At 68.5% G+C, this 13,692-nt stretch carries 8 protein-coding genes; 5 read left to right on the top strand and 3 right to left on the bottom strand.

The features are described from left to right. Window positions 1-143: 143 nt before the first annotated feature. Window positions 144-1,379 carry an NAD(P)/FAD-dependent oxidoreductase gene (locus AC2YHA_RS18745; RefSeq protein ID WP_487402846.1) on the top strand — a complete coding sequence of 412 codons (1,236 nt, stop codon included), beginning with the start codon at window positions 144-146 and terminating at the stop codon, window positions 1,377-1,379. Window positions 1,380-1,390: 11 nt separating this feature from the next. Beyond that, window positions 1,391-2,578: a M24 family metallopeptidase gene (locus tag AC2YHA_RS18740; protein WP_487402886.1), complete on the top strand. Its 1,188-nt coding sequence runs from the start codon at window positions 1,391-1,393 to the stop codon at window positions 2,576-2,578. Here the strand turns inward: AC2YHA_RS18740 and AC2YHA_RS18735 are convergent. From AC2YHA_RS18735 to AC2YHA_RS18725, 3 genes are read right to left on the bottom strand one after another with little or no spacing between them, the layout of a single operon-like run. Continuing rightward, a complete protein-coding gene (locus AC2YHA_RS18735) occupies window positions 2,538-4,052 on the bottom strand; it encodes a peptide MFS transporter (RefSeq protein WP_487402845.1) in 1,515 nt (504 codons plus the stop codon). The two genes, AC2YHA_RS18740 and AC2YHA_RS18735, sit on opposite strands and share 41 nt — an antisense overlap. 2 nt (window positions 4,053-4,054) lie before the next feature. Continuing rightward, window positions 4,055-6,802, bottom strand: a complete 2,748-nt coding sequence (locus AC2YHA_RS18730) for a DUF5695 domain-containing protein (RefSeq protein ID WP_487402844.1) — start codon at window positions 6,800-6,802, stop codon at window positions 4,055-4,057. Window positions 6,803-6,819: 17 nt separating this feature from the next. Beyond that, complete coding sequence (locus AC2YHA_RS18725) at window positions 6,820-9,147, bottom strand: S9 family peptidase (protein WP_487402843.1); 2,328 nt, start codon at window positions 9,145-9,147, stop codon at window positions 6,820-6,822. A gap of 208 nt (window positions 9,148-9,355) precedes the next feature. On the opposite strand from AC2YHA_RS18725, the gene AC2YHA_RS18720 reads away from it, so the two are divergent. The 3 genes from AC2YHA_RS18720 to AC2YHA_RS18710 all read left to right on the top strand — a co-directional run bounded on the left by AC2YHA_RS18720 (window position 9,356) and on the right by AC2YHA_RS18710 (window position 13,676). Further along, the gene (locus AC2YHA_RS18720; RefSeq protein ID WP_319937510.1) at window positions 9,356-10,102 is read left to right on the top strand and encodes a FadR/GntR family transcriptional regulator; all 747 of its coding nucleotides are present in this window, start codon (window positions 9,356-9,358) and stop codon (window positions 10,100-10,102) included. 182 nt (window positions 10,103-10,284) lie between these two features. Further along, the gene (locus AC2YHA_RS18715) at window positions 10,285-12,657 is read left to right on the top strand and encodes a beta-L-arabinofuranosidase domain-containing protein (protein WP_487402842.1); all 2,373 of its coding nucleotides are present in this window, start codon (window positions 10,285-10,287) and stop codon (window positions 12,655-12,657) included. Then, window positions 12,654-13,676 (top strand): Ldh family oxidoreductase, encoded by a 1,023-nt coding sequence (locus AC2YHA_RS18710; RefSeq protein ID WP_487402841.1) that lies wholly within the window; start codon window positions 12,654-12,656, stop codon window positions 13,674-13,676. Before AC2YHA_RS18715 ends, AC2YHA_RS18710 begins: the two co-directional genes overlap by 4 nt. Window positions 13,677-13,692 lie beyond the last annotated feature (16 nt).

Raw genomic sequence — 13,692 nt, 5'->3', positions numbered from 1 at the left:
ATGAGGCAGCGCGATCATGACGATCGCTTACATACGATATACGGTAGATAATGGGATTTCGGACAGCAAGCTTGCTCACGAAGAGGTGAATGCCTTGTGCTGGGGCAGTGAACACATATAACGTATACGATATCAGAAGATCGATGCAACGGGGTTTTGTGGGGCATACGGGAATAATCGGCGGCGGCGTGGTCGGCCTGTGCACGGGCATCCGGCTGCTCGATGCGGGGCATTCGGTGGTGATCGTCGATGACGATAGCCGAGCGAGCGCCGCGTCATGGGGCAACGCCGGCCATATCGCGGTGGAGCAGGTGGCGCCGCTGGCGTCGCCTGCGATGATCCGGGCGCTGCCGGGCAAGCTGTTCCTGCGCAGCGGTCCGTTGAGCTTTCCGGCGAGGTCGGCCGCCGCCTGGCTGCCGTTCGGTCTGCGCCTGCTCGCTGCTGCGACGCCGTCGCGGTTTCGCAGCGGATGCGACGCCCTGCGCTCGCTGCTGGAACCGGCGATGTCCGACTGGGAAGCCATGGCGGCGGACATCGGCGCGCTCGGATTGCTGAAGCGGGACGGCCATTATGTGCTGTGGCATGACGGCGCGGCGGCCCGGACGGGCGAGGCTTCCTGGCGCGCGGCAGATATCGGCACGGCGACTGTGCAGCCGGCGAGCGAGGCGGAGATCGCGAGGCTCTCGGGTCTGTGCGCGAGGCCGATCGCGGGCGCGATCCGCTTTTCGGGCAGCGGCCAGATTGCTGACCTGGATCAGCTTCGCGCGGCGCTCGAAGCCGCCTTCGCCGCACGAGGGGGGAAGATCGCGCGCGAAAGAACTTCGATCGTGCGGGCGGGCGATCGGGCCGAGCTGTCCTGCCTGGACGTCGACCGGATCGTCGTCTGCGCCGGGGTCCGCTCGCGCGGCCTGATGGAGGCGATCGGCCACAAGGTGCCGATGATCGCCGAGCGCGGCTATCATGTCCGGGCCGACGCCGGGCCATGGCCGGAAGCGATGCCCCCGGTGGTGTTCGAGGAGCGGTCGATGATCGTCACGCGATACCGGGATTGCGTGCAGGCGGCCGGCTTCGTCGAGCTGAGCCGCATCGACGCGCCGGCTGACCCGCGCAAATGGGACCGGCTGGAACGCCACGTCGCCGAGCTCGGCCTGCCGATCGCGGGGCCGTTCCGGCGCTGGATGGGATGCCGGCCCACGCTGCCCGACTATCTGCCGGCGATCGGCCGGTCGGCGCTCGCGCCCAATCTCTACTATGCCTTCGGCCACCAGCATCTGGGACTGACGCTGGCGCCGGTCACCGCGCGGCTGATGACGGCGCTGGTGGCGGGGGAGCAGCCGGCGTTGCCGATCGGCGCGTTCGACATAAAGCGCTTTGCCTGAGGAGACGGACAATCATTGGTGGATCGACCGCGGAGACCGAACTGGAGCGCCTGCGCCCCTGGGCTGACCGTGCCGCGCCCATCGCGGCAGCGGAGCGGGACGCGCGGATCGCGCGTGCGGCGGCGCTGACCGCCGATGCCGGCGCCGACGCGCTGCTGGTGAACGCCGGCGCCTCGCTGCGCTATTTCACGGGCGTGCCCTGGGGGCAGAGCGAACGGCTGGTCGCGACGCTGCTGCTGCCGGGGCGGCGGCCGATCATCGTCTGTCCGCATTTCGAGATCGGGACACTCGAAGCCGACCTCGCCATCGCCGCCGACATCCGGTCCTGGCAGGAGGATGAGAATCCGATCCGCCTGGTCGCGGATGCATTGGCGGAGGCAGGTGTCGGGACGCTCGCCCTCGACCCGGAGCTGCCGTTCCATTTCGCCGAGCGGCTGCGGGGCGCCACACCCGCACGGTTGCTCGACGCGACGTCGGTCATCAGCGGCTGCCGCATGGTGAAATCCGCGGCGGAGCTGGCGCTGATGCAGCAGGCCAAGTCGATGACGCTGGCGGTCCAGGCGGCCACCGCGCGCATCCTGCGGCCGGGCATCCGCGCAAGCGAGGTGACGCGCTTCATCGACGAGGCGCACCGGCGGCTGGGCGCCGGCGGATCGAGCTTCTGCATCGTCCAGTTCGGCGAGGCGACCGCCTATCCCCACGGCCTGCCCGGCGACCGCGCGTTGGAGGAGGGGCAACTGGTGCTGGTCGACACCGGCTGCACGATCGAGGGCTATCACTCCGACATCACCCGCACCTATGCCTTCGGCGCCGTGTCGCAGGAGGCGCGCGACATCTGGGCGATCGAGAAGGAGGCGCAGCAGGCGGCGTTCGACGCGGTGCGGCCGGGCGAGCCGTGCGAGAGCGTGGACGCCGCGGCGCGCGCGGTGCTGGTGCGGGCGGGGCTGGGGCCGGACTATCGGCTGCCCGGCTTGCCGCACCGCACCGGCCACGGCATCGGCCTGTCGATCCACGAGCCCGCCTATCTGGTGCGCGGCGACCGGACGGTGCTGCAGCCGGGCATGTGCTTCTCCAACGAGCCGATGATCGTGGTGCCGGGGCGGTTCGGCATCCGGCTGGAGGATCATTTCCACGTCACCGAAACTGGTGCGCAGTGGTTCACCCAGCCGCAAGCGGCGATCGATCGGCCGTTCCCTTGAGGACCCGCCCGACGAGAATGCTGGCGACAAGCACGGTGCCGCCGATCGCCACGGCGACCAGCCCGATCCTGAGATAGGCGTCGAGCACGACCGCCCGGTCGGCGCCGCCGTGCCGTCCGCCCATCGCCTCGATCACCGACGCGATCACCCCGGCGCTGAAATTGCCCGCCGCCGTCGCCAGGAACCAGGCGCCCATCAGGAAGCTCAGCATGTGCCTCGGCGCGAAGCTCGACATGGCGGACAGCCCGACCGGCGACAGGCACATCTCGCCGGTGGCGTGGCAGAGGAAGAGCAGCAGGATGAACAGCAGCGGCACCTTCTGATCGCCGGGGACGAGCAGCTGCGCGGCGGCCATCACCACGAAGCCGGCACCGACCATGATGATCGCGAAGCCGAAATTGCTGAGCGGCGCCGGCGTCCTGCCGAACCTGGCCAGGCGCAGCCACAGCGCGGCGAAGGGGACGGCGAGCAGGCAGACGCCCAGCGGCGGCAGCGACTGGAACACCGACGCCGGCACCACGAAGCCGAGGATGACCCGGTCCACATGATTGTCGATGAAGAGGCTGAGCGACGATCCGCTCTGCTCGTAGAGGCCCCAGAAGACCGGCTGGATGACGAGCAGCAGCAATGCATAGAGCAGCTTGCGCCGCTCCTCGCCCTCCAGCCGCGCGACCGCGATATAGACGAGGGCGAGCCCGATCAGGCCGCCGCCGGCCGCCAGCAGCACGCCCGTCGCCCGTGGCGACACCAGCAGCGCCCAGCTCAGCAGCGTCAGCGGCAGCGCGCTCGCATAGATCAGCCACTCCCGGCTGACGCCGAGGATCGGCCGGGCGAGATGCGCCGGATCGGGCGGCTCGCCGCGGCCGAGCAGGTAACGCTTGCCGCGGGCGAAGACGATCAGGCCGAGGATCATGCCGATCGCGGCAGCGCCGAAGCCGTAGCTCCAGCCGAGTATCTCGCCGAGGAGGCCGCAGACGATGGGGCCGACGGCGCCGCCGATGTTGATGCCCATGTAGAACAAGGTGTAGGCCGAATCCCGCCGCGGGTCGTGCTGGGCATAGAGCTGCCCCACCAGCGCCGAGATATTGGCCTTCAGAAACCCGGTGCCGACGACGATGAGGGCGAGCCCCAGCCAGAATGCGGGCAGCGCCGACGGCGAGCCGTTCAGGATATCCTCGGCCCCCAGCACGATATGGCCGGCGGCGATCACGATGCCGCCGAACATCACCGCCTTGCGCTGCCCCAGCCAGCGGTCGGCGAGATAGCCGCCGATCATGGGAGAGAGAAAGACGAGCGCGATATAGGCGCCGTAGAACAGGCCCGACTGCTCGCCGGAGAACAGGAAATGCTTGGTCAGGTAGAAGATGAGCAGCGCCCGCATCCCGTAGAAGGAAAAGCGCTCCCACATCTCCGTGAAGAACAGGACGTAGAGGCCCTTGGGATGGCCCCACAATGTGTCCGGCGCGTCCGCCACGCTCAGCGCGGCGCCAGGGTAACGGTGGTCGCCGCGGCGCCGAGCGGGATCGCATAGCCGCCGCGATCGGCGGTGCCGCCGTCGAGCGCATAGGGACGCCCGCTCGCCGTGGTGGTCTCGAACAGCAGCCGCGCGGCCGGCGCGATCGCCGTCGCGGGATCGAGGGTCAGCGTCACCTTGCCCGAAGCGCTGTCGTAGGCAGCATCGGCGATGCGTCCGGCCTCCAGCGTGATCCACAGCCCGGCGGGGGCGATGAACAGCCGCCGGCGCGCGCCATCCTTCGGCACGATGCGGACGATCGCGCCCTCGCTCGTCAGGTCGCCGCCGAAGCCGAGCCAGCCGAAGGCCGGGTCCTTCACCACATAGGTCGCCGATGCGATGGCATGGCCATAGAAGCCCATGCCATAGTCACCGGTGATCGCATCCCAGCGCATCATGTCGGGCCAGGCGTGGAAAGCGGCCGATCCGAAACCCTGTTGGTCGATGTTGGTGATGCCGCCCATCATGCCGCCGTAGGCGACGCGCAGCAGGTGGAGGTCGGCCGGGTTCTGGCGATAGGCGTCGAACAGCGGGACCGCGTTGAGCGCGGAGCCGTAATGGTGGATCTGCCGCTCGATGCGCGAGACCTTGCCGCCGTAGAGGAAGTCCCAGTAGCGGCGGGCATTGCCGTTGTAGCCCCAGCTCGGGATCGTCGGGTCGTAGCCGAGGATCACCTCGCGGGTGACGTCGGCCTGCGGCTGGTATCCGAAATGGCGCATCCAGGCGTAGACCTCCGGCTGGCCGGTCGAATCCCACGCCATCTCGCTGCCGAAGGGATATTTGAGCGCGCGCCAATGGTCGGCGCGGCCCTTCATCAGCCGCTCCATCTCCGCCGCCTCGGCGGTCATCCCCTCGCGCTTCAGATCCTTGAGGATGTCGAGGAAGACGTCGCCCTCCATCTGGCCGAACTGGGCGTAGTAGGGCGCATCGCGCATCATCGCGACCGACGTGCGGTACGCCCAGTCGAGGTAGAAGCGCCAGTCGTGCTGCTTCACCAGCCCTCGGTTGTCGCGCGCCAGGCGATAGAGCACCCAATGGCCGATCGCGACATGGGGATAATTGTAGGAGCGGCCGAGGTCCTCGGCTTCCTTCTTCGGCCAGGCGGTCCAGCCCTTCCAGTTGATGCTTGGATCGTAATAGTCCGGGAATTCCTTGGGATCGTAGTAGAACAGGCTCTTCCTGACTCCGCCGGCATGCGGACCTTCGGCGACCTGGAGTTGGCCGAGTACGGTTTCGTTGACCAGCCGCTCGAGCTTGGCGACCTCTTCGGGATCGGGATTGTCGAGCTGCTTGATCGCGGCGGCGACCCAGCTGCCGGCGCCGCCTTCATCGCTCATGCCCGCGACCCAGGCGCGCGAATCCTGCGTTAGGATCTTGTCGGCCTCACGATCGTAGGTGAGGATCGCGGGTGAGCGGTGGAAGGGATCGCCCTTGCCCTCGAACCATTGTTTCGTCGCGGTGAAGCGGCCGATGTCGGCCATCACCTGCTCCAGCGGCTTGGTAATGTAGTAGCTGACAGTCTGCTTCTCGCCGTCGGCATAGGTGACGGTCAGCCGCGCCTGGCCCCAGCCGCTGGCGCGGACGGTGTAGCGGGCCCAATCCGATCCGCTCTCCGCAGGTGTCGCAGTCAGGGCGCCGGCGGGGAAGGACTCGATCGTCGCGACTGCGCTCGGTGCCTTCAGGAACAGGCTGGCCTGCTGGTCGGTCGGCACGACATAGCCGGGGATGCCGATCGCGACCGGGCGCTTGTTGGCGACCAGCGTGTCCTCGATCGCGCGGATGCTGGGTGACGTCACGAAGCGCAGGCCGATGGTGCGGCGCTCGCCCGGCGCCAGGGTGAAGCTGGTCGGCTCGTTCCACTGCTGGCCGGCCTTGGCCCATTCCTTCTCGGCGAAGCCCTTGCTGGCGATCGTCCAGTCGTAGAAGCCCTCCGACACCTGGCCGCGCGGGCTGCGGTCGGTGAAGATGTCGCCCGGCGGCGCGGCTTTGGCCTCCAGGATCGGGCGATAGGCTTCGAGCGGCGTGCCCTTCTCGGGCAGCACCAGCAGCGCCGGGCCATGGCCGTTGAGGCGGGTGACCTGCAGATAGCCGGCGTCGCGGCCGATATAGGGGTCGACGAAGCTCGCCTGCGCGTGCGCCTGGTCGAGGTCGCGGTCGAGGATGATGTTGTCGAACACCATCGGCAGGCCGAGCCCGCCGACCTCCACCGGTGCGTTGCTGGCGTTGGTGAGCGTGAAGCGCAGAGCAAGAACGCCCCGGTCGTTCACCCACCGACGTTCGACGCGCAGCGGGATGCCGGCTCCCATGGACGCGGTGATGTCGGCGGCGGCGAGTACCTCACCGCGTGCGGCCAGCCTGGCGATGGCCTTGCGCGCATGGGCGGAGGAATAGTCCTGCCACGCGCCGCCCCCGCTTTTCAGGCGGATATGGATGTCGCCGATGTGAACATAACCGTCGCCGGCGCGCTCGGCTTCGCGGCCGGCAGGTACGAAATCGAATGCGGCCTCCCCGCGCGGCGAAAGCTGCGCCAGCGTCTGGGTGTCGGTGCGCAGCGCCAGGTCGAACGACGGCGTGCGGAATGCGGTCTTCGCGATCGGCGGGAAGACCTTCTTCGCCGGTGCCTTCTCGGCCTGGGCGAACAACGGGGTCGTCGCGGGCACCGCCGCGGCGATCAGCGCGACGAGCGGGAGGGCGTGCAAGAAGGGCTTCATCCTGATCCTCGCGGAAGTCATTTCGCGGCCGGAGCGGCGTCGGCGGAGGCGGTCTGCTGTGGCGCGCCGAGCGGCGGCGGCGCCTCGCCGAGCAGGTTCAGCGTGAAATAGTCGCGCAGCTTCTTCCAGAAGAAGGGCTGGTAGACGCGGTGGGTGGTGTTGGGCAGCACCACCATGTCGACGTCGCGGCCGGCGTCCATCAGCGCCTTGGCGAGGCGGAAGCTCTCCGTAACCGGTACGTTGTCGTCGATGTCGCCGTGGATCAGCAGCAGCTTGCCCATCAGGTTGCCGGCGACGGACATGTTGGAATTGCGCTCCCACGTCGCCTCGTCGGCATAGCCCATCGAGACTTCCGGCCACCAGCTCTTGTCGAGCCGCAGGTCATGGTTGCCCGAGGAGGCGACGCCGACCTTGAAGAAGGCCGGGCGCCTGAGCAGGAAGCGCGCGGTGTCGTAGCCGCCCGCCGATCCGCCGTACACGCCGACGCGGCTCGCATCCATATAGGGATAGCGCGCCGCCATCTGGCGGATGAGCGCGATATGGTCGTCGAGCCCGACCTCGCCGAGGTTCCGGTACGCCGGCAGGCGAAAGGCCTGGCCGCGCCGCGACGTGCCGGTGCCGTCGATCATGACGACCACCGCGCCGATCTGCGCCACGCTGTTGCCGCTGACCGTCAGCGCCTGCCCCCAGGTGGCGGGCACGTTGGTGGTGGTCGGCCCGGTGTAGACATTGTCGATGATCGGATAGCGGCGGTTCGGATCGAAGCGCGCCGGGCGGTAGATCATGCCGTAGATCGGCGTGCGGCCGTCGGCAGCGAGACCCTTGAACGGCTCGGGCGGCGTATAGCCGGCGGCGCGCAGGCGGCTGTCGTCGCCCTTGGCCAGCTCCATCACGATCCGTCCGGTCGTGCCATCGCGCAGCACCGCGCGGTTGGCCGAGGTCGGGCTCGACATCTGGTCGACGATCCATTTGCCGTCGGGCGAGACCTGGGCGTCGTGGTCGAGCGGCTCGGGCGTCAGCTCGATGGGAGCGCTGCCGTCGAGCGGCACGCGATAGAGCGCGCGCCAATAGGGATTGCGCGCCGCCTCGCGGCCGACGCCGGTGACGATCAGCGAGGAGCCGTCCTTGGCGACATGGTCGACCGACAGCACCTCCCATTCGCCGCGGGTCAGCGGCACGCCGCCGTCGGGCGCGTCCGGGCGGACGAGGTAGAGCTGAGCCCAGCCGGACCGTTCCGAGATGGCGAGTTCGCCGCCAAGCTCCGGCGCCGGCATGATCATGCTGGAGGTAACCGTGACGAGCGGTTTCATCGCCTCGTGTGCGACGATATGCGCTGCGCCGGTCTCGGGATCGGCGAGGTAGACCGCCTGCTGACCATAGCCGCGCTCGGTCCAGAGGATGCGCGGCTTGCCGTTCTCCCAGCCCATGTCGGGCGGCGCGGGATAGAGGAGGGATTCGCTGGGAATGGCGAGCGGGACGACCTTCGCCTTGCGCTTGCGCATCGCTCGCTCGACGTCGATGACGACGCGCGTCGCCTGCGGCAGCGTCTCGGCGCCGGCGAGCGGGTAGATGTAGGAGAAGCTGCGCGGATAGAAGCTGCCGGGCGGGTTCTGCTGCGTGATCGACAGTTTCTTCACCCCGCGTGTGTCGAGCCGCCAGGTCAACAGGTAGCGGCCGTCGGGCGACCACTCTGCCGACACCGGCATCGCCGGCTCCTCGGTCCCATCGCGCAGGATGTCGGAGAGCTCCGGGATCGAGCGGCCATAGGGCTGCTCGCGCGTGCCGTCGGTGGTCAGCGGGACCTCGCGGCCGGTCTTGGCGTCGACCGCGATCAGATTGAAGTCGCGGGCGACGATCCGCACCTTGCCGTTGGGAGAAGGCAGGACATGATCGTCTTGCTTCTCGTCCTCGGCCCTTTCGGCACGCCCGTCCGCGCCGAGCCGCCAGCGGTCGCCGAGCGCGCGAAACCGGACGACGCCCGCCGCCGGATCGAAATCGACGTCGCCGATCTTGGCATCGTCGGCACTTGCCGGCCTGCCTGCCTTCGTGAGAGCCGCGAGGAGCTGCGCCGTGGTCGCGACTTGCCGGCGCGCGGCGGTGGCAAGATCGATATAGTCGTAGCTCTGGCTCCGCGGGTTGCCCGTGCGGATCAGCAGCCCGATGCCGTCGCCGACGAAACGCGGTGCGACATCGGCGTTGTCGATCAGCTCGGCCAGCCGATTGCCCATGAAGCTGTCCGCCTGGGCATAGCGTTCGGCGATACTGGGCGCCGGCGGCATCGCCGCGACCACCGGGCGGTCTGCGGGACGGCCCTCGGCAAAAGCTGGCGAATGGAGGGTCGCCATCCAGGCAAGGGCCAGCAGGCCGACCGATGTCTTTGCGGAAAACTGGCGATTGCCCACGGTTGCCGGCCACCCTGTCATGCGATGAGGACGGCATCTCATGACGCGCGCGACATGGTGCGTCAATGATAATATACGATATATGATCCGTCTTTTATCCAGGCCCGCTCCGGTGCCCTGTGATAAGGGATGGTCGAGAAAAGGTAGCTGGATGAAGCGGATGATCGGACGAAATGGTGCCCTGACCGGCGAGCAGGCGCCCCTGGCAAAGGGGCGACTCCACCAAGCGGTGGCGCAGCTGCTCGCGACCCAGATCGTCGACGGCACCGTCCCGGTCGGCCATGTCTATCCGGCGGAGGTCGAACATGCGGAACAACTCGGGGTCTCGCGATCGGTCCTGCGCGAAGCCTTCCAGATCCTGACCGCCAAGGGGCTGGTGACCAGCCGGCCGAAGGCGGGCACCCGGGTCAGCGAACGGCGCCGGTGGAGCCTGCTCGACCCCGACGTCCTGGGATGGCAGATCCAGTCCGGGCCCTCGGAGGAGTTCCTGCGCGACCTGTTCGAGCTGCGCATGGTGGTGGAGCCGCAAGCGGCGGAGATGGCGGCGCTGCGCCGGAGCGACGACCAGCTCGTCGACATGGCCAACGCCCTCGACACGATGGAGCACCAGACGCTTGCGACCGAGAAGGGGCGCGCGGCCGATCAGCGGTTTCATGGGTTGTTGATGGAAGCGACCCACAACGAAATGATCCATGCGCTGTCCAGCTCGATCATGGCGGCGATCGCCTGGACCACGACGATCAAGCAGCGCGTGCAGCAGACGCCTCGCGATCCGATGCCGGAACACCGCAAGCTGTTCGAGGAGATCGCCGCCCGCAATGCGCGCCAAGCGCAGAAGGCGATGCGCGTCCTGATCGAGCTTGCGCTCGCCGACATGCAGGTGGTGTTGCGGAGGTAAGGCTATCCCTCTCCCCTTGGGAGGGTGAGGGTGACCTCACTCACCACAGTCACCCTCACCCTCCCGCCGCTTCGCGGCTCCTTCCCTCTCCCAATGAGAGAGGGACAGTGAGTTCGGGATTGACAGCCGGGACAGCCGGCCTATCGTATGGTATACGATATTCGATAGGAGTTATTGACGCGATGAAAGCCAGTCGCCGCGAGTGGATGGCGGGCGTTGCCGCGCTGGCTGTCTGCAATGTCTCCACGTCCGCCGTGGCGGCGATGCTGGCGCCAGGGATTCCGCCGCGCGCGAAGCCGCTGCCGCTGACCGACGTGCGCCTGCGCCCCTCGGACTATGCGACCGCGGTCGAGGTCAACACCGCCTATCTCCATTCGCTGAACCCCGACCGGCTGCTACACAATTTCCGCAAATATGCGGGGCTGGAGCCCAAGGCGCCGATCTACGGCGGCTGGGAGTCCGACACGATCGCCGGGCACACGCTCGGCCATTACATGACCGCGCTGGTGCTCGCCTGGCAGCAGACCGGCGACGCCGAATGCCGCCGCCGCGCCGACTATATCGTCGACGAGCTGGCGCTGTGCCAGGCGAAGCGCAGCGACGGCTATGTCGGCGCGCTGGGCCGCAAGACCAAGGACGGCAAGATCGTCGACGGCGAGGAAATCTTCCCCGAGGTGATGCGCGGCGAGATCAAGTCGGGCGGCTTCGACCTCAACGGCTCCTGGTCGCCGCTCTATACGGTCCACAAGATCTTCGCCGGCCTGCTCGACGTCCACGGCGCCTGGGGCAATGCCAAGGCGCTGGAGGTGGTGACCGGCCTCGGCAGCTATTTCGAGACAGTGTTCGCCGCACTCGACGATGCGCAGATGCAGCAGCTGCTCGGCTGCGAATACGGCGGTCTCAACGAAAGCTATGCCGAGCTCCACGCCCGCACCGGCGACCCGCGCTGGCTGAAGGTCGCCGAGCGCCTCTACGACCGCAAGGTGCTCGATCCGCTGGCCGCCGGCGAGGACAAGCTCGCCAACTTCCACGCCAACACGCAGGTCCCCAAACTGATCGGCCTGGCGCGCATCCACGAACTGACCGGTAACGAAGCGCCCGCCCGTGCCGCGCGCTTCTTCTGGGAGCGGGTGACGCAGCATCACAGCTACGTGATCGGCGGCAACGCCGACCGCGAATATTTCTTCGAGCCGGATTCGACAGCGCTGCATCTGACCGAGCAGACCTGCGAGCATTGCAACACCTACAACATGCTCAAACTGACGCGGCACCTCTATTCCTGGCAGCCTGACGGCGCGCTGTTCGACTATTACGAGCGTGCGCACCTCAATCATGTGATGTCGGCGCAGAACCCGGCCAACGCCGGCTTCACCTACATGACCCCGCTGATGAGCGGCGCCGCGCGCGGCTATTCGCAGCCCGACGAGGACGCTTTCTGGTGCTGCGTCGGGTCGGGGATGGAAAGCCATGCCAAGCACGGCGATTCGATCTTCTGGGATGGCGGCGACACGCTGTTCGTGAACCTCTACATCCCCGCCGACGCCCAGTGGAAGGCAAAGGGCGTCGCGCTGTCGCTGGAGACCGAATATCCGTTCGAGCCCGACGTCCGCCTGACGCTGAACGCGGTGCGCCAGGGACGGTTCGCGCTGGCGCTGCGCATCCCCGGCTGGGCCGGCGGCCGCGCGACGATCGCCGTCAACGGGGAGAGCGTCCACGCCACCCCGGCGAACGGCTATGCCGTCATCACGCGCCGCTGGAAGAAGGGGGACGTGGTCACGCTCCGCCTGCCGCTCGAGCTGCGCCTCGAATCCGCGCCGGGCGCCGACGACACCGTGGCGGTGCTGCGCGGGCCGCTCGTGATGGCGGCCGATCTCGGCCCCATCGAGAAGGACTGGACCGGCGTCGAGCCGGCGATGGTGGGCGAGAACCCGCTCGCCGCCTTCACCCCGATCGTGTCGAGCCGGCCGCGCTACCGGACGCGGGGCATCATCCGGCCGGAGGACCTCGCCTTCGTGCCGTTCTACAGCCAGTACGAGCGGCGCAGCGCGGTCTACTTCAAGCGCTTCTCCGAAGCGGCGTGGAAGACCGAGGAGGCGGCTTTCCTGGCCGAGCAGGCGCGGCAGAAGGACATCGCCGCCCGATCGGTGGACATCATGCACCTCGGCGAGATGCAGCCCGAGCGCGACCATGGGCTGACGTCGGAGATCTCCTATCCGGTCTCCTACCGCGGGCGGAACGGCCGCGATGCCCGCTCCGGCGGCTATTTCGAGTTCGCCATGAAAGTGAAGCCGGGTCCGCTGCTCCTCCAGGCGACCTATTGGGGCGACGAGCGCCAGCGCAGCTTCGACATCCTGGTCGACGGCGTGAAGCTCGCCACCCAGGCGCTGGCCAACGATCGGCCCGGCAAGTTCTTCGACGTCGAATATCCGATCCCCGAGGCGCTGACCAAGGGCAAGAGCAGCGTCCGCGTGAAGTTCGTGCCGCACGATCGCAGCACAGTCGGCCCGGTGTTCGGCGTGCGCCTGTTCACCGCCAAGGCGGGGTCGGCGGTGTGAGCGGAGACGGCGATGTCACGCTGACGCTCGGCGAGGCGGAGGCGCTGGCGCGATCGGTGCTGGAGCGGCAGGGCCTCGCGCCCGGCCATGCGGCCGCCGTCGCGCGCACCATGGCCGCCGGCGAACGCGACGGCTGCGCATCGCACGGGCTCTACCGCCTGCTGGTTGCGGCCAACTCGATCGCGAAGGGTGTTGTCGTGCCGGATGCGGTCCCGGTGCTGTCGGAGCCAGCCGTGGCGCTGGTCCGCGTCGACGGCGGCGGCGGCTTCGCCCAGCTGCCGTTCGAGCAGGGCAAGCCGCTGCTGGTCGAGAAGGCGCGGCGGTTCGGCATCGCCGCGCTGGCGCTCAACAACGTCGTCCATTTCGCCGCGTTGTGGCCGGAGGTCGAGGCGCTGGCGGGGGAGGGCCTCGCCGCGCTCGCCTTCACCCCCAGCCACGCCTGGGTCGCGCCGGAGGGCGGGACGAAACCGGTGTTCGGCACCAATCCGATCGCCTTCGGCTGGCCGCGGCCGGGCAAGCCGCCGTTCGTGTTCGACTTCGCCACCAGCGCGGTCGCGCGCGGCGAGATCGAGCTCCATCGCCGCGCCGGCAAGCCGATCCCGCCCGACTGGGGCTATGACGCGGCCGGCAATCCGTCGACCGATCCCGTCGCGGTGCTGAACGGCGCGATGCGGACCTTCGGCGGGCACAAGGGATCGGCGCTGGCGGCGATGGTCGAGCTGATCGCCGGGCCGCTGATCGGTGACATGACCAGCGCGGAATCGATCGCTGCCGACCAGGGGCGGATGGGATCGCCGATCGGCGGCGAACTGGTGATCGCGATCGATCCCTCGGGTTTCCTGGGCGCGGGCCTGGAGGGCCACCTGCGCCGCGCCGAGGCGATGTTCGAGGCGATCGAGGGGCAGGGCGCGCGCCTGCCGTCGGCGCGCCGCTATGCCGCGCGGGTCCGGTCGGAGACGGAGGGTGTGCGGATTCCGGCGCAGCTTCACCGGGACATATCGGCGTTGCTGAAGGCTTAGATTGAGGAAAGGGACG

This window comes from Sphingomonas sp. SRI_018, from assembly GCF_057586275.1.
This window is presented reverse-complemented; position numbering and strand designations above follow the sequence as displayed.

Excerpts from the sequence above, each read along its gene's own strand:
- AC2YHA_RS18715 (WP_487402842.1), top strand. The coding sequence starts at position 10,285 with ATGAAAGCCAGTCGCCGCGAGTGGATGGCGGGCGTTGCCGCGCTGGCT.
- AC2YHA_RS18730 (WP_487402844.1), bottom strand. The coding sequence starts at position 6,802 with ATGAAGCCCTTCTTGCACGCCCTCCCGCTCGTCGCGCTGATCGCCGCG.
- AC2YHA_RS18745 (WP_487402846.1), top strand. The coding sequence starts at position 144 with ATGCAACGGGGTTTTGTGGGGCATACGGGAATAATCGGCGGCGGCGTG.
- AC2YHA_RS18725 (WP_487402843.1), bottom strand. The coding sequence starts at position 9,147 with ATGGCGACCCTCCATTCGCCAGCTTTTGCCGAGGGCCGTCCCGCAGAC.
- AC2YHA_RS18720 (WP_319937510.1), top strand. The coding sequence starts at position 9,356 with ATGAAGCGGATGATCGGACGAAATGGTGCCCTGACCGGCGAGCAGGCG.